Raw genomic sequence first — 19,801 nt, forward strand, 5'->3', positions numbered from 1 at the left:
ATATGAATTTACCTATTTGGAATCAAGAAGAAATTATCTCTTTTAATACTTTGCATTGATTGCACCTGCGGGGTCTGCAATAGTGTTTAAGTTGGTGGACAGCCCCTAACCGTTGTTCATATAGCTCAGAGGGAATATCAGAGTGTGCGAAAAGTTTAAACAGGGATGAAGGAAGTTGTGCGTGATGATTCATCCAGTGTTGGAAAGAAGCCTGTTTTAGATCCTTTTTATGAAACAGGTTACCGAGTAGCCAGAGCGCTGGCAGAAACACAATACCGAATAAAATATCATTTCGCTCCCGGCCGATACCGGTTTTAGTATTATTTTTTTTGAGTAGGTCACTCCACAGGTTTTTTGGGTCATCGGAATACCAGTGATTCAGCGGTTGGTGGAATACGTGCCATAGAAGGGTGACAGCTTGTTTTAGCCGCAGCTCAGGATGATTGGTCGGACGGCAGCCCTTATGGTTCCAGGCTACAACGGCCGGGGACTTCTCATGAAAGCCGCCCAGCTGAAGTGCCCGGGCCTGCAGTTCCTGGACAGAACCGGGGGATTTTTCTTGGTCATGAATGCGACTCCAAAGCTGTTTTCCCATCTTGAGCATCGGTTCGCGATTTAATGAAATCCCCAGCCCGTCGAAAAGGCCTAAGGTGAACACTCGTTTCCAGGCTGCCGGCGTGGGGAGTGAGGGATCATAAAACCGGAGTAGAAAGTCGACCTTGGTTTCAAAGTATTCGCACTGAGCATGCTCAAATTGCTGTTCAATAGCCTCTTGGGAGATATACTTGATATGCCCGGAACACGGTAGTTCGTCGGTTTGGTTGAAGGCAAAAAGCAACTTTTCCAGGTTCGCCGGCAGGTATGGACCCAGGTGAAGGGTAAAGGGTGTGGAGCCATCCTCTCGGCGCACGGTTTTATTTCCGGGATCATGATATACCACATGCAGAACAACTTGGTTGTAGCCAGGGTCAGTGTTGTGTTTATGGCTGTTCCATTCAGTAATAGACCAGTGAAACTCTATATCCCCGTGCCACTGCAGGTCACCGATTTGAAGTCGAACATTTTTAAAGTCAGGGCCGTCGGAATGGTTTAGCTCACCTTCGTCCCAAATAGTGATCGGTTTACCACAGGTGGTCTCCAGGCCATTCAGTTCAAAGTACAGGGATTCCCAGATCCAGTGAAGCAGTCTCTCGTGGTATTTCTTATCCAGATCTTTCATCCCCTAGATAGAGGAATCGAAATCGATATGTTCAGTGGCTTCGTACAGGTCGGGGACGGTATTCTTGTAGCTCTTTTCCATGCGGTTTCGAATTTTATGTAATTGGTCACTGCTCTTTTCCAGGGTAACATTCTTTTTGTCATCTACCCATCTGGAAAAATCTGACGCATGGCTGGAAACCCACTGCCGGGTTTTTTTACCACGATCAGTTGCGATAAAAATCCCCACACCAACTCCGCCGATGAATGAACCGGCAGCAACTATTAGTAAACTGATATTTGAATGTTTGCCCATAGCGAATACCTCTCGTCTTTATTGTAGAATGATAATTGAAATTTAAGAAACCTTGCTCCGTTTTCTAAACTATTAACGCCCATTTTCTTCTTTTTAGTACTCGTAAAACTAATGATAAATCTTTATTTTCGAGCCTAATTTTTAAGGATAAGTTCTAGTTATGACTGATAGTTCGGAGTTGGTATATATGGATCGTGAGCGTGTGAAGCGCACACTTAAACGAATGGCATACCAAATATCGGAAGACAACCGAAAAGATCGTGATATCTGTCTTTTGGGTATTGAACGCCGAGGCTTTTTGGTGGCCAGGCAGTTGCAGGAATATCTTGCTGAAATTTATGATCGTGAATTTCCGATTGCTCAGCTCGACAGGTCAGAACCTCTTAGCGAGGAGAAAGTATCGGCTGAGTTGATCAAGTCAGCCTATCCGTTGGTTGTAGACGATGTGATTTTTTCCGGCCAGACAATGTTCACCGCGCTAAACAATGTATATGATCTCGCTGCGTTTAATGAAATCCACACGGCTGTGCTGGTGGACCGCGGGCACCGTACATTTCCCATACAGGCTCAATTTGTTGGCTTGGAACTTTCCACCAAGCTGAAAGAGCATGTTTCGGTCATTACCAGCCAGGACGAACTCGAAAAGGTAGTGCTCGAGCTCGGCTAACCAACTGTTATTTAATAAGATCAGTTAAACAACTCAATTTTGGAGTAAAAGTTCATGTATGCTAAGTACGTACTGCTGACGGTGTTTCTCCTTTCTCTCGCTGCAATTACAGGATATGCCCAGAGTGACCAGGATTATGTAGATATGATCTATGCAACTTCAGCGGAAAGTGACATAATCTTGCAGGATACCACCAATGGTTGGCATTTTGAGTGGGTTGGAGGCTTAAACGGGTCTCAGGCCACATACCGGAACTGGAGCCAGGGTGGGGTGAACACCATAAGTATGACTGCTTCCACGCTATTTAATTTGAAATACAGACGAAACCAATTTGGCTATCAACTGGTAACAAATTTTAGATATGGTCAAGCCCGCATCGAGGGAGAAGGAACGAGAAAAACTGATGATAAAATTGCTTTGGCCAACAAGTTCAGTTACCTGTTCAAGGATGAGCGGTTTAACATTTTTGGGAATATTAATTTTACCACCCAGTTTGATAAAGGATACGATTACAACAAGGATCCCAAACTACTCCTCTCCAGATTTATGGCACCTGCCTATCTTTCTCAGGTGCTTGGCCTCGGCTTTCATCCCGCCGAGTATTTTAGTGCCGAAGCGGGTTTGGCAATGAAAGAGACGATTGTTCGAGATACCACACTTTCGGAGCGCTATGGACTTGAGCCGAGAGAAAAGTTTCGGTTTGAGCCCGGGTACTCACTGATTTTCAATTTCGAAAAGAAAATAGTGAGTAACGTTCGTTTGGTAAGTACTGTTGAAACATTCACGAACCTTAAGGAATCGGTCCGAAAAACAGATATTAACTTTTCAAATGAGGTTGTCGGGAAAATTAATGATTATCTGAATACATCCTTTCAATTTGTCTTGGTATATGATGAAGACTTTTCCAGGGAAGTACAGCTAAAGCAGGTGCTGTCGGTTGGCTTTTCATATAGTTTCCTTTGAAAGTCTTATACTGATCCGACGCTAATAAGTTTTTCTTTACGCCCTGTGCACTTCTAATCTACGTCAAATTCGATACCCTGGGCCAGCGGCATCTCCTTGCCCCAGTTGATGGTATTCGTTTGTCGGCGCATGTAGGCTTTCCAGGCGTCGGAACCTGACTCCCGTCCACCGCCGGTCTCTTTTTCGCCACCGAATGCCCCGCCGATTTCTGCCCCACTCGTACCCACATTGATATTGGCGATGCCACAGTCGGAGCCACGGGTACTTAAGAAGGTCTCGGCCTCTCGCAGGTTTAGGGTGAACATTGCAGAACTCAATCCCTGGCGCACGCTGTTATGCATGGCTATCGCTTCATCCAGATCACTGTATTTGATGAGGTAGAGAATCGGGGCAAAGGTCTCTTCCTGTACGATGGGGTAATCATGCTTTGCAACAACGATGGCAGGTTGCACATAATGACCGCCCTCAACCTCCAGGTTGTTTCCTTCCAGCAGTTCCCCGCCATATACCAGTTCTCCACCAGAATCCTGAACCTCAGTCAAGGCCTGTTGCATACTCTCGGCCGCTTTTCCGTCAACCAAGGGGCCCACCAGTGTATCATCATTTAGCGGGTTGCCGATTTTAACCCCTTTATAGAGCTGGACCAGTCGATTTTTGAAATCCTCAAAAATAGTATCCTGTACAATCAGCCGCCGTGTGGTGGTGCAGCGTTGCCCACAAGTGCCTACTGACCCGAATACCGTTGCTCTGGCAGCCATTTCCAGGTCTGCGTTTTCAGAGACAATGATCGCGTTATTTCCACCAAGCTCCAGGATCGTTTTGCCCAGCCGCGCACCCACGGTCTGTGCCACCTGCTTGCCCATCCGGATGGAGCCCGTCGCCGAAATGAGGGGCAGCCGTTCATCATTGGTCATCCATTCGCCAACCTCTTTATCTCCGGTCACCAGGTTGAAAATGCCCTCCGGCAGATCATTTTCTCTTAATACTTCACTTACAATATTCTGGACCGCCACGGCACAAAGGGGTACTTTTTCGGACGGTTTCCAGATCATCACATCGCCACAGACGGCAGCAATCATGGCGTTCCAGGACCAAACGGCCACCGGGAAATTAAACGCTGTGATAATGCCTGTTGGTCCCAGGGGATGCCACTGTTCATACATGCGGTGTTGTGGGCGCTCAGACTGCATCGTTTTACCATAAAGTTGCCGCGACTGGCCAACCGCAAAATCACAGATGTCAATCATTTCCTGCACTTCTCCGAGGCCCTCCTGGAGGATTTTGCCCATCTCATAGGTTACCAGTTTGCCGAGATCCTCTTTGTGCTCGCGCAGTTTCAGACCAATCTGTCGGACAATTTCTCCTCGTTTGGGCGCGGGGGTCTCTCTCCACTCATTAAAAGCATCCTGGGCGGTAGTTACTACTTGGTCATATTGTTCACGAGTCGTCACGCTGACTTCGGCAATATGGCTGCCATCAATGGGTGTGGCACTCTCAATCATCTGCTGGCTGCCATCGCCCAGCGATTCCTGTCCTGTGCTGGTACCGTGATTTGTTCCCTCAATACCTAATTTTCTGAGAAACTCCATGGCGTTCTCTAACTTGTTTTATCGTGTTTAATATTAGCTATAAAGTTAAGAATAGTAACGCGATTTCAAATCATTCCTATTGTTCAGTAATAATAATCGAGCCGCTGTTTGGTTGTGCCTGGTACTGAATAAAAGCTCCTTTCTCATCCTCCTGGATTTCAATACCCTGCGTTTGGCCCTCCTGTTTTACCTGGGCTGCTTTCCATTTTTCGGGCACATACGTTTTTAGGGTGAGGGGCAGCCGGTAGAGTGCACGGTCAAGAGAGTGGGTAAGATTGATCGTAACTGTTTGTCCGGATCGCTTGCTCTTAATATCGGCATTCATCCGCTCTCGGTGGTACTTTGTCACATCCTTGAAGGTAGCCACCCAAAGCTGCTCTTCATGCTTTTTTATGTAGTCAAAATACTCTTTCAACTTATCCTTACTGAGAGGTTCCCAGCCTACGCCTTCGATGCCGTGAAAAACCAATACCAGCCAGATGTTATCTTTTTCCAACGATGTGTCTATCCATGATTTCATCTTTTTCACAGGTGTATCGGACAAAGGGCCCCGTTGCCACTGTACATATTCTTTTTCAGGAGTGCGCGGATCAATATCACTGGCACGATTGAGCTCTGCCAGCCAGGGATGCGGCATGCGATTTCTGAGGGCGGGAAAGATTTTGTGTGCGTATTTCATTACCCGCTCATCTTCAGTACCAAAGGGGCATTCTGCTGAGAATGTATGCCCAGGCCCAAGATGGTTTAGAATGTCAAGCCGGCTTTTTTCCAATTCATATCGAATGTTAGCCGAATCCATGACGGCCAGCCAGGGGTGAAGGATTGTGTGGCTTCCGAATTCGTGGTCCTGCTGGGCATATTTTTGGAGCTTATCCCAGGTAATCAGGTCAACGCTGGGGTCTTCGATTGCCAGCACATTGTACAACTCATCATGGTAGCCATTGCTCGGTTCAAACTCCCCATTCCGAACTTTCCTGAATCCCTCGTCAATGATATCATATGCTTTTTGTAATTCTCCATTTCCATAAAAACCGGCCGCCTCATTGTGGTACCGGTAGGTCCCTTCATAACCAAGAAATCGGATTGCTGATGCCCGCTCATAAAAATTTTCTTTATTAGTCGGAATTTGGGCTGTTTCTGCAATAATTTCCTCTACGGGGCGACCCACGAACTTTGGCTCATATTCTGAACCGGGGATGGCGCCCGTAACAATGTAAAATGTGCCTGGAAATCCCCGCTCATTCATCAGCGGCAGTGCAACGCGAAACTGGTTAATTGTACTGTCATCATAGGTGAGTGAAACCGCCGCTTTTTTGCCATACTGCCATTTTGTGATCTCGGTATGTCCAACCTGTGTTTGAAAATCTGTTGCAGGTAGTATGAGCGAAATGGAAACCAGGAAAAGTATTGTTTTGTGAATCATGACACTAAGATTTTTGAAGATCAAAACAGTTTCAGGTTATTCATATTCGTGATTTATCTCAAACCGATCTGAACGATCCAAGGTATTTCTATTTGTCCAGGTTAATTAATGAAACCTTTCAACATTTTTTGCATGCTCTGTATTTCGTATAATCCTGACCCGTCACATTTATAACGAAATATGCAATATTCAATGGATTCGATTTCAAACCGGCAGCGCAAGCTACTTCGAAAACTCCAGCAGAAGAAGTATCGAGAGAAGGAGCAGCTGTTCCTGGTGGAGGGAGAGCGGGCTGTAGAGCAGGTGATCGAGAATGGAATTCTCATGATTGAAGGCCTGTTTTTCGACGAACGCAGCGCGCTGTGGCAAAATTCAAGATGGAGTGAAAGAGTCGCTGGCTTATCGAGTGTAGCGGTGGATACGGACACATTCCTTGAACTTGCCGATACGCAAAATCCGCAGGGGATACTCGCCCTTTGCCAAATGCCGCAGGAAGCAGATCTTGATGAACTGGCAAAAAACGATGGGGTGATTGTAGCCACCGATCGTATCCAGGACCCGGGAAATCTGGGCACAATTGTTCGTACGGCGGCCTGGTTCGATGCTATCGGGCTGCTGTTGGGCAAGGGAACCGTAGATCTTTTTAATCCCAAAGTGGTACGCAGCACGGCAGGCACTACTGGAGCGCTTCCTTTTGCAAACGTGGACCTTCAGTACACGCTCAACGATTTTGCCGAGCGGAGATGGCAGATTTTGTTACTTGACGCTTCCACGGGCGCTGAAAATTTGCGTGCTTTGGATACGCCCGCTAAGACGGTCCTTGTGATTGGTAATGAAGCCAATGGTATTGATGCATCTCTATTGCAAGGGACCAACCGCCGGAAAATTGAAATACCATCGCCTGCTGAAAAGCTAAAAGTTGAGAGTCTAAACGCCTCTATCGCACTCTCTATAGCTCTTTATGCTTTAGCAGGATAAATAGTGGAATAGATGTGCAATTCCCTGTGGACCAAATAGCATATACCTCCAACCTTTAGACCTTCGACCTTCCAACCTTCGACCGGTAAGAGATTAAATTTTTAATAAAAATATCCTCAGGATTGATTCTATTCTGCCATTTAGGTATAGTTCGAATAGGTTCAGCTATCATCTATGACGTTCTTTAAATAACTAAACCTCTGTATCATATGGCAAGAGCTAAGAAAAAGGACAAAATCTTCGTCCTCGACACCTCTGTTCTCCTCTACGATTACGACGCTGTAAAAAACTTCCAGAAAAACGATATTGCTATCCCGATCACAGTTCTTGAAGAGCTCGACACATTTAAGAAGGGAAACAATGTGATCAACCTTCATGCACGGGAATTCATCCGCTACCTGGATAAAATATCCGACAAAAACATGCTGCAGGAGTGGACACCGCTCAATGGTCAATCACACGGAAAGCTGCGGGTGTTGAACAATGAGGACAGTGAGGTTGACGCCTCCGAGGTGTTTGGCAATAAGAAGAATGACCACCGCATTCTGAACTCCACGCTCAAACTGATGGAGAATGAACCGGGGAAAGATGTGATTCTGGTTTCAAAAGACATCAACCTGCGTATCAAGGCGCGTGCCTTGAATATACCTGCCGAAGATTACGAGACTGTCCGGGTCAAGGATATTGATCACCTGTACAAGGGAAAGACCGAAGTTAAGTACAATGATTCGGAGGTGATTAATGAGTTTTATAATGAAGGGAAGCTTAATCCCCAGAAGGTGGTTGATGAACAGCCGGTGAGCAATCATTTTTACATACTGAAAAACCATTCCAGTTCTGCCCTTGGGTTTTATAATTCGCGAACCGACCAGATCGAACCGGTCCGCAAGACGTCAGCTTACGGGGTTAAACCGCGGAATGCGGAACAGACATTCGCCCTCCAGGCGATCCTGGATCCTGAAATACTGCTAACCACCATTACGGGAGCTGCCGGAACCGGGAAAACACTGCTGGCCCTGGCTGGTGCCATGGAACAGCGACGAAATTTCAAGCAGATCTACATGGCACGGCCGATTGTGCCTTTGAGCAACAACGACATCGGCTATCTACCGGGTGATATCAAATCGAAGATCGATCCTTACATGCAGCCGCTCTGGGACAATCTGAGTTTCATTAAAAATCAATTCCCCGAGAACAGCAAAGAGTATAAGCGAATTGAAGAGATGGTGGAGACCGAGAAGCTGCGCATCGTGCCGCTGGCGTATATTCGCGGGCGAAGTCTTTCCAATGTGATTTTTATTGTGGATGAAGCCCAAAATCTGACCCCGCACGAGGTGAAAACCATCATTACCAGAGCCGGTGAAAACACCAAAATTATTTTTACCGGTGATATCTTCCAGATCGACACGCCCTACCTGGACACGCAGAGCAACGGGCTTTCATTCCTGGTGGATCGCATGCACAACAACGACCTGTATGCTCATATCAACCTTGAGAAAGGGGAGCGCTCCGAGCTGGCGAATCTGGCAAGTAAACTGTTGTAGTTAATAATCCACATTACGGATTTGGGAGGCGAAGTATGTTCACAACGGATACGTTGGAGGATCAGACCATTCTAATTACCGGTGGGGGAAGCGGCCTGGGGCTGAGTATGGCCCAGAAGTTTGCATCTCTTGGAGCTAATATCGCTATTTGTGGTCGCACGGAAGAGAAGCTGAAAACGGCCACCGAACAGATTGATGACCAAGGTTCCGGGCAGGTTCGTTATTACGTAGCCGATGTGCGGGATCATGACCGGGTTGGGGAGATGGTTCATTCCATCATTGGGGATTTTGGAGATATGGCAGGACTTGTAAACAACGCTGCGGGCAATTTTCTTGCTGCATCCGAGGACTTGACGCCCGGTGGCTTCAAATCCGTAGTCGATATTGTGCTTCATGGCTCATTCAACTGTACGCATGCTTTTGGAAACTACCTGATTGATAATGACAAGAAGGGGAATGTGCTCAATATCGTAACGACATATGCGGAATCCAGCGGATCGGCTTTTGTCCTTCCCTCCGCATGTGGCAAAGCAGGTGTGCTGGCGATGACGAGGTCGCTGGCCTATGAATGGGCGACGTATGGAATCAGGCTGAATGCCGTAGCTCCGGGCCCTTTCCCAACGGAAGGAGCGTGGTCAAGATTACTACCCGAGGAGGAGATGGAGGAAAAATTTCTTTCTAAGATACCGGCAAAACGATATGGAAATCACGAAGAACTGGCCAACTTAGCCGCTTTCCTGATGTCTGATATGGCCGAATATATAACTGGGGAATGCGTCACAATCGACGGGGGAGAAAGCCTAGCTGCCGGGCAGTTTAACTTTATCGACCAGCTGGCTCCGAGGGAACAACTAAAGGCATTTTTTGCCCGCATGAAGTCTGAATCCGGAAAGAATGGGGATTAGCCTTTCGTACCATATAAACGACTTGTAAGCAAGTTACTTAACTATATCTTTTCTGCAAATATTTGTAACGGGGTGTATTCTATTAAGGTTATTGTCCTCATCGCCAACTCCCATGGATAACCTGAACTTTAATATCCCTGCGTAACCAGTTTCTTGTTGATTTGATCGGCTACCTTTAAGGTTTGAAGCAGTTCGTAGGCACCAAACGGGGTAGGTCTGTTAAGCTGGACAGCCTTAAGAAATTGTGTGGCTGCAAGCTCGGCGGACCTGGATGCATCAAATAATTTTTTCTTGAAAAATAGGTGCCCCCCGTCGTTGGCTTGTCCAGCGCGAACGCTTTGGCCCAGTACGTCGCAGTCTAATATTGTGGAGGCATCAGAGGCCGTGCGTTTGTGATTGCTGCGGTTTGCAACAGTAGTTACATAGATATTTGCCGTGGCAGCATTGTTGAAGCGCAGGAAAAGGTGGATTGCTCCTCCTTCATTTGCCACCCTGTTTGTCTGATTTACTTCCGTAGTGTGGATAACACCATCAATCCACTGCATGCACAGGGCCAGTTCATCGATCCAATAGTAGCTGAAATCATTGTCACGTTCCATAAAGTCGGTGTGTTCGACTTCCCTGACAACCTGGATAAATTTGGGTTTCTGAACTTTCGAAAACATCCATTTTGAGGCGGGGGCAAGAGAAGGCCAGTGGCTAAATTGAACAACCACATTTGCTTCTTCAGATGCGTGATATATGTTTTTGACCTTTGCCGTATCACGGGGAAGACGGGAAACCAAAAAGCTGTGATACCCGCGCTTAACAGCTTTTAAGAGAGAATCGAGATTGGATTCGGAATCATCGATGATAACGCATGCGTCCACTTTGCCGATGCCATCCAGTGCTTGTGCAATCACGACTTCATTAACAGAGGGGTGTTGCCCCATGTTTTTTTCCCATGCAACAGCACGATCTGCACTCCCAATAATTCCAATTTTCATGATGGTATTAGCTAATCCAAGACATAACTTGAGCTATTATCAGCAAATACCTGTTGAATTTCAACTAGATGGGTTTAGGTTAGGGATATTGCATCTCCAAATTTAGTCGGGCATGACGAGTGCCAGGATAAAATAAAGCAGAACGGGACTGCCCCAACCCATGATGGTAAGTACTACAAAAATGATCCGCACTATAGTTGGATCCCATCCGAGGTATTCAGCAATTCCGCCGCAAACACCGGCAATCATTTTATCTGTTCTGGATTTTGATAATCGTGCTCCCATAAGAAGATAATCATTAATTATTTTTAAGCCGTTGTTCTCTGCCTTACGCACAATGTAAGGTTATGTTTCAACTTTTTTTACGTTCAGGTAGAAAGATAATCCAAAATAATAAACCGGGAATAAAAAAGAGCTGTAGATCAACAGTGGGGGTGATTCGTCGAAAAGATACAGCAGTAACAGCAGCTGCAGGAAAAACAGGGATCCCAGCAGGATCGTAAGTGTTTTAAAGTGAACCGTTTTTGTTGGGTAAATAAACTTGACAGGTATGAGTGTAGCGGCGGCAAACAGTAGTAAAACTGCGGAAGAGAATGTAAGGGGAAGGTCGAGCAGGAAAAGATACAACACCACGATATTCCAGTAGGAGGGAAAGCCCAGGAAAAAATCATCGGATGTTTTGGCACGTGTATTAGAAAACCCCAGGATGCTGCATATGGCACAGATCATGACTACCCAAAGAGGAATAAGCATGGCAGCATAAGCCCAAAAAAGCGGAGCTATAGTCCAGGTAACAAAATCGATAATATTATCCATCAATGCCCCATCGATTTTGGGGGCTTCTTTCGTTATGTCAAATGCACGAGCTAGCGTGCCGTCGATGGAGTCTATGAACACAGAAAGTGCTAATACCCACAGCGCATGTTGATAGTAGCCGTCATAAATTAAAATGATTGACCACAATCCCAGCGCAGCCCCGACAGCTGTTAAAACGTGCACTCCATATGCTGATATTTTCACTTCAGGCTATTATGATATTGATGTCAATGCCTTCTCAATATGTGGTAAAGCTAACTAAAATAAAAAAGGCGGAGCAATGTAAGCTCCACCTTAAATACTGAAATTGAGAGAACTATTTAAAATTTAGTTCGTTACGCTTCTATAGTTTATGCGTAGTGTTCCTCTTTCCCTCATGTTTTTTTCCACATCAGTAACCATGCCAAAATGGGCATCTTCGTGGACCGCCAAAGTAATGACTCCGATCTCTTCTAGTGAATTTTCTTGCAGAAATGTATTAAACTCAGAGAGGGTCACTTCGGTGTTATTTACAGAGATATGGTTGTTTGGACCGATATATACATTTGGATTATGGGGATTTATGTTGGCAATTTTACTTGCGGTAGTAGCGGGCGATTGTAGCTCTGTGCATCCGATAATACCGGCTAAAACGATAAGAATAGTGAGGTTCAATGCAATACTTTTTGGGTACGAAAAACTGCTGATGTTATCTCTTTTCATAAAATCGATTCGCTTTTTAAGGTGTGAATATTCCGAAGCCATAGGGACCGCGGGGATAGTGGATCGGCCTGCAGTAGAACACATGTCATAGAGAAGCTGTGCGTATTGTTTGGCTGTAATTGGATGAGATGAGAGCACTTCTCGATCGCAGGACATTTCCCGGTAGCAGGCAACTTCATTGGCAAGCCGGTGGATCAGCGGGTGGAACCAACACAGAGATTTCAAAACCTGGACAAAGGCGTTGAGGAGAAAATCGGCCCGCTGAATATGGACAAGCTCATGTTGCAATATTGTTCGTAACCGTTGAGGCTGATTTTTCAACTGAATTGGCAAGATGACTGCCGGGCTGTTCCAACCATAAGTGAATGGAGTAGCAACTCGTTGTGAAAACCCGATGACAACATCATAATCGAGTTCGGGCAATTTGTTGTCAATCTCAGGGAGATGATAAGTTCGGGTGTCTCTTATGAATGCATGTAATTCCGAATATGAACGCCAAAGAATGACTAATTTGAGAAGCGAAATAGTTCCCACGACCAGCGTGCCGATACCCAGCCAGGGGAATAGGGAACTCCAGACCGGAGATATGGCCGCTGGTGCTGAGGTGGGAACAGGAATCAACTGGTGGTTGGCAATGGGGATTTTTGGCAGTGTTATGCCGGTCACTGTGGAACTTTCCACAAGTAAAGGACCGACAAAGTTAGTGATTAAAAGACCCGCAGGAAGTCCTGCCATAATTGCGATCCGGAAGTAATACTGGAAAAGCGGATCACGCTGGCGGGTACGTTTTACCGCGGACCAAACCAAAAGTGCCAACACAGACCAGATGACTATGGGGAAATAGAAAGCGCCCAAGCTGGCATTTCCTATGCTTTCTAAAAATGGCATTGTTATCCCGGTTTTTGATATGAAATACGCTCTGGACTATTCTTTGTTCAGTTTCATTGTAAGCATGTCATACCGGACGTGTGAGATAGTTATTTCCTGACCGCCTTCTGGAATGCCTTCCAGGGAGAACTCGCCATTACGATTGGTTGAGGTTCCAGTTGATGTGCCTTTTACTACGATATTTACACCAGCTATCGGCTCTCCAGTCTCTTTGTCTACGAGCTTCCCGGTTATTCCATTCTCTGTTTCAGTAAAATTTTGTAGAGCCATCATTTGCCCTTCTGCCTTGGGTTGTTCTACATATGCTGATGAAGATTCTTCAGAGATAGAGCCCGGTAATTTAAAGGTTACGGGCAGCGAGTACTGAACACGAACAGGATTTCCACGCTGTTTTCCGGGTTCAAACTCCATCTGTTTTACACAGCGTAACGACTCTTCATCGGCTCCCCCACCGATTCCGCGAACTACTGTTGGATTATCAACCCGTCCCTGTTCATCCACGATAAATTGTACAATCACGCGACCTTCGATACCCGCTTTACGTGCTTGCTCAGGATATTGAATGCACTGTTGGAGTGCTTGCAGGCCGCCTTTGAGTTCGGGCATCTGTTCTACAACAACAAAAAATTCGTTCTCCGGCTTCTGTTGCTGCTGAGCCTCCCCGGGGGATTTCAGGTCTGAGAATGCTTTCTTTTTGTCTAACAAACCGATAACTACAACTCCATTTGATCCTTTGGGACCAAATTTTTGGACAGCCTGCTCACCTTTATAGACATGAATATTTTTTATGTATTCACTTTTTATACGACTGATTTTTTGGCCTTCCTCCCCGGAAATCTGTTCTTCAGTGTCGAAGGTTCCGTCCAGGTCGGTATCTTCTCTTATGATGTAAAGTGGCTGGCTCCCTTCTTCCAAATTTTGCATATCAGCTTGGGCCTGGTTTAACTCAGTATTGGTTATCCCACCTTCCTGGAGGTCGCTGCAGGCAATAACCCCGGAAATGGCGGTCAGCAGAACAAGGCTCACAATTAGACTTCTGGTGACGGGTCGGTTGTTGTTTGCGAGTGTTTTCATAGTCTTGATGCGCTTTTGAAGTGTGGATTTATTTACAGACATACTGACGATGCCCCCTGCGTAGGTCTCTTTCCTGGGGGCGAGTTCAAAGAGTAGCTGGGCGTATTGTTTGCGGGAAATCGTGCGATCGGTCAGTACTTCGGAGTCGCAGGAAATCTCCCGGTATTCGCGTATCTCGTTCTCGAAATAATGGATCAGCGGGTGGAACCATAACAGCGACTTCATCGCAATGACAAAGCCATTGACCAAAAAATCGCCCCGTTTGATGTGCATGAGTTCGTGGCGTACAGCCATTCGAAGTTTGTGAGGATCTTTTTGCAGGAAAGCGGGAATTACTATTACGGGACGATTCCACCCAAAAGTAAACGGAACTTCAGACTGCTCCGAAAATGCAAGATGAATATCTGATTTGATATCCTTTAGGAAGTTCTCTTGCTCTCCTTGGGCAAGCTTCATTTCCCGAAGATTCATGGTGGTTAGTTTGGCGGCATAATTTGAAATCTGGTAATATCCCCAAAGCATGCGGCCGAGTTGAAACAGGCCCACAGCCAGGATTACCGAGGTCACCATCCCAATCCACAGGTAGGGATCGCCCCAGTTGACAGAAGCGGTAACCGTCTCCTGTGCCGGAGTCACTGTAATTGGGTTCTGTAAAGTAATAAGCGTAGTTGGTCGCGCTGAGCTGAAAAAGTCGGCTGCCACTCCAACAAGGCCAGAGGCACAGATGCCGAGCGGAATGCCGGCCACAAGGGCTACGCGCAAGTGGTAGTGGTAGAGTACGTCTCTATTCTGCATCCATTTTAGTACCAGGTGAATCAACAGTGCACAGGCGCTCCAGATGAGCAGTGGAAACCAAAAGGCGCTCAAACTCATCTGGCCAATTTCTTGTAGTATGTCGGAGAGTTCAATCATCGCTAGTCCTCCAATTTGTCGATCATATTCTTGATCTCTTTACGTTCCTCGTCAGATAGCTCTTCGCTGTTGACGAGCGTTTGGACCAGCTCCATGGGGGAGCCTTTGAAAACCTTGGAAACCAGATCCTTTATTAAGCTGGACTGCACCGACTCCGGTTCCTGGGCAGGACTATACACATAGGTGACGCCCTCTTTCCGATACTTCAGGTATCCTTTGTCGGCCAGGTTCTTCATTACTGTCATAATAGTGGTGTAAGCTACGTCCCGGGTTTCCAGGATACGTGCCTGCACTTGTTTGACGGCCGCCTCCTCCAGCTCCCAAACGTGGTGTAGTACTTCCATTTCAGTTTCTCCAAGTGGTGTCAGTGATTTTTTCATGGGTCAAGAAGTTTTGTCTTATTTACTAGTGAACTAATACTAATATAATAGTATTAAAATTAATTTCAAGTCCATCATTGACTTTTCCTTAGAAAAGATTGGTAAAAGAGGGTATAGAAATGAGCGCAATAGTTCTAATATTCTTGAATAACCTCAGCTATATAAGAATTATATAGCATAACTTGCTAACAGGCCCTAGAATACATGAGGCGCGGCGACAGTCGTGGTTTATGGCCTATCACTTGCGCGGGAATTAATTACCGCGCTATCGATAAGGCGGAATCGGCTCTCGATAGTCGTTGAATCCCTTACAATGAGAGTCTTCATCGAATTGAGGTTAAATCATAAATCTCAATTGTTACTTTGTCTTTGCAACAGTTCCTTAGCCAAAGTAATCGCTTCCTCCGCCGTAAAAACAAAATGGATACGCGGAGAACTGAATTCTTCCAGGAAAGCCTTGGAAGAGCTCGTTTGATGCAGCAAAATCACGTACTTGCCCGCTTTAGCTGCCAGTAAAACTTCCGAAATGGTCCCCATACCTACGCCGCAAGCGATTACAATTTCTGAACTGAGAACATTAATGTTGTTACGGGCACTTCCCACATCGGTGACGATAGGAATATCCACATTCGGAGACATCCCGGAGCGGTCACCGGTTGGTAAAATGCCAACAGTCAATCCACCGGACTCTTTAGCGCCTCTGGAGGTGGCATCCATCACCCCGGCGTTGCGTCCACCCGTAAGCAAAATCCAGCCCTGTTCGGCTATAAGTTGCCCGAGTTTTTCTGCTGTTGCCAGTGTCTCTTCCGATGCACTGCCCGGTCCCATGACTCCCACAATAATCTTAGCCATATTTGATGATTGATTGATGCCTGATTGCTATAATACTAAATGCTAAAATTTTCTTTATTTATGCAAATGAAAATGGCCAGCACACTGGGAAAATAGTCCTGCGACACAGTGTGGCAGGTTAATCCATGAGTGACAGGATTATTATTTGTATAATAAATGTTAATTATACACTTTTACTCTTCGGGTATTCACCAGCCGATAATTACGTGGTAAATATGGCACAGTGGGTGGGAACACTGAAATATTATGTCAACATTTATTTATAATACTTTGGGAAAAACAGTCCGGATGGACTGGCATTCATTATCACAAAAAATCTTTTTCTATGGCACACAATATGAACACCTTCAACTATACCAGTTCTATTTTGCATCAGGGATTATTGGCAGTTCTCGTATATTCACTACTCATTACAGCTTGCACGAATAAAAAAAACACTGATTCAAATACAAATATGAGTGATTCTTATTCTATTACGCAACAGCTTTTCGGTACGTTGGAAGACGGCCGGGAGGTGCATGAGTTTACCCTTACCAACAGCAATAATGCTGAAGTAGATATCATTAACTACGGCGGAATTGTAACCGCGATCAGGGTTCCTGATGCGGATGGGAACGTTGAGAATGTGGTCTTGGGATTTGATTCCCTCGACAAATACTTGTCCGGCCATCCCTATTTCGGGGCGTTAATCGGCCGGTACGGTAACCGTATTGCAGGTGGAGAGTTTACCCTTGACGGCACCACGTATGAGCTCGCAACCAACGATGGAAATAACCATCTGCACGGTGGCGAGCAAGGGTTCGACAAAAGGCTTTGGGATGCTGAAATTGCAGACGGCTCGCTCAAGCTGAGCTATCTCAGCGAAGATGGGGAAGAGGGCTATCCCGGAAACCTGCAGGTGGAGGTGACCTACACCTTGACGGATGAGAACGAGCTGAAAATCGACTATCACGCCACCACTGACAAGGCGACTCCGGTCAATCTGACCAACCACAGCTATTTTAACCTTTCGGGCGATCCGTCTACACAGATTTTGGATCACATGCTGACTCTCAGTGCCGATCTATACACGCCGGTTAATGACGAACTTATTCCTACGGGGGAAATAGCCCCGGTAGAGGGAACGCCATTTGACTTTACCGAACCGCATGCTATTGGATCACGAATTGAGCAGGTAGAGGGGGGATACGATCACAATTTTGTGCTCAACGGGCCACAAGATTCCCTTCGAAGCGTAGCAACGGTGTACGATCCGGAAACGCAACGCGAGATGCAGGTATTTACGATGGAGCCGGGAATACAGTTTTACACCGGTAATTTCCTGGATGGTAGCCTGCAGGGGCCGGATGGAACGTCTTTCGTACAGCACGCGGCGTTCTGCCTGGAGACCCAGCACTATCCCAACTCTCCCAATGAATCCGCGTTCCCATCCACCATTTTGCAGCCGGATGAGACCTACCAAACAACTACCATTTACAAATTTTCTGTACGCCAGCAGTAAGTGGTGATAAACAACCGATTAAACCTATTTTTTAATCAAAAACTCAAGTAGTTATGAAACGAATACTATTTGTACTGTTCCTCTTTTGTGCATACAGCGGTAGCCAAACAGCCGTCGCACAGAGCCAGGAAAACAGGGTGATTGTGAATGCCGATCAGGCGGAATACGAGATTAGTGAGCATATTTACGGTCAGTTTTCCGAACACCTGGGTCGAGGAATCTACGGCGGTATCTGGGTGGGAGAAGATTCCGATATTCCCAACACCGAAGGATATCGTACCGACGTGCTAAAGGCATTGCAGGAGCTTGAGATTCCGAATATCCGGTGGCCGGGCGGCTGCTTTGCTGATGAGTATGACTGGCGCGATGGCATTGGCCCGCGTTCGGAGCGCCCCAAGACGGTGAATACGCACTGGGGGATGGTGATCGAGGATAACAGCTTTGGAACACATGAGTTCCTTCGGCTGACGGAACTGCTGGGTGCTGAACCCTACATCTCTGCCAACGTGGGGAGCGGTACACCCGCCGAGATGCAGGACTGGATCGAGTACATGACCTTTGACGGTGACAGTGAACTGGCAAACCTCCGCCGCAAAAATGGCCGCGAAGAACCCTGGGATATCAAGTTCTTTGGTATCGGAAATGAGAGCTGGGGATGCGGCGGAAATATGACGGCTGACTACTATGCTGATCTCTATCGCCGTTACCAAACTTATGCCAAGGACTACAGCGGCAATGAGCTCTACAAAATCGCCAGCGGTTGGTCGAATGATGAGTATGACTGGACCGAAACGGTCATGAGAGAAGCCCACTGGATGATGGATGCTATCTCTCTTCACTACTACACCATTCCAGGTCCCAGCTGGGGCAATAAAGGACCTTCAACCGGTTTTGGAGAAGACCTTTATTTCGACGGTTTGCAGGCCTCCCTTGAGCTGGACCGCTTCATCGAAGGGCATGACAACCGGATGGACAAGTTTGATCCCGAACAACGAGTGGCCCTTGCAGTAGATGAGTGGGGCGTATGGACCGACCCGCTGCCCGGATCAACTCCCGGTTTTCTTGAACAACAGAATTCCATGCGCGATGCACTGATCGCTTCCCTGAGCCTGGATATTCTGAACTCACATGCCGACCGCGTGCGTATCGCTAATATCGCACAAACTGTGAATGTGTTGCAGGCCATGATCCTGACAGATGGGGAGCAGATGATCAAGACACCTACGTACCACGTCTTCCATATGTATAAAGTTCACCAAAACGCCATGCTTTTGCCGATCGATGTTGAGTCGACTGAATATAGCCACAATGGGGAAAGTATCCCGTCTGTCAGTACCACTGTTTCTCGGGATGATGACGGCGTAATCCATATCACGGCGAGCAACACCCATGCCAGTGAGTCGCAAGAGGTGGCGTTCGACCTGCGGGGGACGGATGTTGATGATGTAATCCCTGGACGCCTGTTGACGGCTGATAGCGTCAATTCTATCAATACGTTTGAAGATCCGGATAATGTATCACCGGTCTCTTTTGAGGATGCGACCTTGGAAGACGGAACGTTGACGATGACACTTCCACCCAGATCAATCGTAGTTCTCGGGCTGGAGTGAGGTCCGTATTACCTTTATATAAGCCGGATGAACCGAAATGGTTGGTCCGGCTTTTTTATTAGGGTATACTCAGAAAGTTGTAGCGTTTCGTTGAACTGTTGAGGTGTTGAAAGTTTAGTCGAAAGTCAGAATGTCAAAGGTCTGAAGGTGGGCCTAAAGGCTTTTCTTTTTTAATATCTCGTCAGTCAAAATGCTTCGTTTTTTTTCTTGTCCTACAAAGAGTTTATTTGATAGGTTTTTAAAATAAGAAATTAACAAGGTCTTCTGAGTCCGGAGAATCCCTGCAGGGAGTAATTGAAAAAGCTACAGATGTTCCAAAGCAGTTGGATATTAATAAGCAGGAGAGAATAATATCTGGGATTCTTTGGCGGCTTTTTTGGTATTCTAAGACTTAGTCAAGAAGATTCGGTTATCTGATGTTGATAGATTTTCACGTAAGGAGTCCCTCGTTTGATCACCGCAAACACCCGATACAGCAACTTGCAGACGACGGCATTG

Annotated in this window: 18 protein-coding genes; 7 read left to right on the forward strand and 11 right to left on the reverse strand. The window is 46.4% G+C overall.

Annotated features, from left to right (window positions below; translation table 11 throughout):
* Window positions 1–22: 22 nt before the first annotated feature.
* Both NC796_RS18470 and NC796_RS18475 read right to left on the reverse strand, forming a co-directional pair.
* Entirely contained in the window at window positions 23–1,219 is a 1,197-nt protein-coding gene (locus tag NC796_RS18470) for a DUF2851 family protein (protein ID WP_310686570.1), read from the reverse strand.
* A 3-nt stretch (window positions 1,220–1,222) separates the two neighbouring features.
* Window positions 1,223–1,513 (reverse strand): YtxH domain-containing protein, encoded by a 291-nt coding sequence (locus NC796_RS18475; protein WP_310686572.1) that lies wholly within the window; start codon window positions 1,511–1,513, stop codon window positions 1,223–1,225.
* A gap of 160 nt (window positions 1,514–1,673) precedes the next feature.
* On the opposite strand from NC796_RS18475, the gene NC796_RS18480 reads away from it, so the two are divergent.
* Entirely contained in the window at window positions 1,674–2,180 is a 507-nt protein-coding gene (locus NC796_RS18480; protein WP_310686574.1) for a phosphoribosyltransferase family protein, read from the forward strand.
* 54 nt (window positions 2,181–2,234) lie between these two features.
* Complete coding sequence (locus NC796_RS18485) at window positions 2,235–3,143, forward strand: DUF3078 domain-containing protein (protein WP_310686575.1); 909 nt, start codon at window positions 2,235–2,237, stop codon at window positions 3,141–3,143.
* 53 nt (window positions 3,144–3,196) lie between these two features.
* On the opposite strand, the gene NC796_RS18490 is transcribed toward NC796_RS18485, so the two are convergent.
* Both NC796_RS18490 and NC796_RS18495 read right to left on the reverse strand, forming a co-directional pair.
* Window positions 3,197–4,732 carry an aldehyde dehydrogenase family protein gene (locus tag NC796_RS18490; RefSeq protein ID WP_310686576.1) on the reverse strand — a complete coding sequence of 512 codons (1,536 nt, stop codon included), beginning with the start codon at window positions 4,730–4,732 and terminating at the stop codon, window positions 3,197–3,199.
* A gap of 76 nt (window positions 4,733–4,808) precedes the next feature.
* On the reverse strand, window positions 4,809–6,155 hold the full coding sequence (locus NC796_RS18495) for a polysaccharide deacetylase family protein (RefSeq protein WP_310686577.1): 1,347 nt from the start codon (window positions 6,153–6,155) through the stop codon (window positions 4,809–4,811).
* A gap of 192 nt (window positions 6,156–6,347) precedes the next feature.
* Between NC796_RS18495 and NC796_RS18500 the strand changes: the two genes are divergently transcribed.
* From NC796_RS18500 to NC796_RS18510, 3 genes are all read left to right on the forward strand, one after another.
* Entirely contained in the window at window positions 6,348–7,133 is a 786-nt protein-coding gene (locus NC796_RS18500; protein WP_310686579.1) for an RNA methyltransferase, read from the forward strand.
* Window positions 7,134–7,342: 209 nt separating this feature from the next.
* Window positions 7,343–8,677 carry a PhoH family protein gene (locus NC796_RS18505; RefSeq protein WP_310686580.1) on the forward strand — a complete coding sequence of 445 codons (1,335 nt, stop codon included), beginning with the start codon at window positions 7,343–7,345 and terminating at the stop codon, window positions 8,675–8,677.
* A gap of 35 nt (window positions 8,678–8,712) precedes the next feature.
* Window positions 8,713–9,582 (forward strand): SDR family oxidoreductase, encoded by an 870-nt coding sequence (locus NC796_RS18510; RefSeq protein ID WP_310686582.1) that lies wholly within the window; start codon window positions 8,713–8,715, stop codon window positions 9,580–9,582.
* A gap of 128 nt (window positions 9,583–9,710) precedes the next feature.
* Here NC796_RS18510 and NC796_RS18515 read toward each other — a convergent pair whose 3' ends face one another.
* From NC796_RS18515 to NC796_RS18545, 7 genes are all read right to left on the reverse strand, one after another.
* Complete coding sequence (locus NC796_RS18515; protein ID WP_310686584.1) at window positions 9,711–10,568, reverse strand: hypothetical protein; 858 nt, start codon at window positions 10,566–10,568, stop codon at window positions 9,711–9,713.
* Between the two features lie 102 nt (window positions 10,569–10,670).
* On the reverse strand, window positions 10,671–10,853 hold the full coding sequence (locus NC796_RS18520; protein WP_310686585.1) for a PspC domain-containing protein: 183 nt from the start codon (window positions 10,851–10,853) through the stop codon (window positions 10,671–10,673).
* A gap of 60 nt (window positions 10,854–10,913) precedes the next feature.
* Window positions 10,914–11,588, reverse strand: coding sequence for a CDP-alcohol phosphatidyltransferase family protein (locus NC796_RS18525; RefSeq protein WP_310686586.1), 675 nt, complete (start codon window positions 11,586–11,588; stop codon window positions 10,914–10,916).
* A 123-nt stretch (window positions 11,589–11,711) separates the two neighbouring features.
* Window positions 11,712–12,974, reverse strand: a complete 1,263-nt coding sequence (locus tag NC796_RS18530) for a M56 family metallopeptidase (RefSeq protein ID WP_310686587.1) — start codon at window positions 12,972–12,974, stop codon at window positions 11,712–11,714.
* A gap of 36 nt (window positions 12,975–13,010) precedes the next feature.
* Window positions 13,011–14,960, reverse strand: coding sequence for a TonB family protein (locus tag NC796_RS18535; RefSeq protein ID WP_310686588.1), 1,950 nt, complete (start codon window positions 14,958–14,960; stop codon window positions 13,011–13,013).
* Window positions 14,961–14,962: 2 nt separating this feature from the next.
* On the reverse strand, window positions 14,963–15,340 hold the full coding sequence (locus tag NC796_RS18540; protein ID WP_310686590.1) for a BlaI/MecI/CopY family transcriptional regulator: 378 nt from the start codon (window positions 15,338–15,340) through the stop codon (window positions 14,963–14,965).
* Window positions 15,341–15,691: 351 nt separating this feature from the next.
* Window positions 15,692–16,192 carry a TIGR00725 family protein gene (locus NC796_RS18545; RefSeq protein WP_310686592.1) on the reverse strand — a complete coding sequence of 167 codons (501 nt, stop codon included), beginning with the start codon at window positions 16,190–16,192 and terminating at the stop codon, window positions 15,692–15,694.
* A 454-nt stretch (window positions 16,193–16,646) separates the two neighbouring features.
* On the opposite strand from NC796_RS18545, the gene NC796_RS18550 reads away from it, so the two are divergent.
* Window positions 16,647–17,693: an aldose epimerase family protein gene (locus NC796_RS18550; protein ID WP_310686594.1), complete on the forward strand. Its 1,047-nt coding sequence runs from the start codon at window positions 16,647–16,649 to the stop codon at window positions 17,691–17,693.
* Between the two features lie 53 nt (window positions 17,694–17,746).
* Window positions 17,747–19,303, forward strand: coding sequence for an alpha-N-arabinofuranosidase (locus tag NC796_RS18555; protein ID WP_310686595.1), 1,557 nt, complete (start codon window positions 17,747–17,749; stop codon window positions 19,301–19,303).
* The last annotated feature ends 498 nt before the right edge of the window (window positions 19,304–19,801 follow it).

Origin of the sequence: Aliifodinibius sp. S!AR15-10 (assembly GCF_031569985.1) — a bacterium.
In the GTDB taxonomy this organism is placed as follows: Bacteria; Bacteroidota; Rhodothermia; order Balneolales; family Balneolaceae; genus JAMQKA01.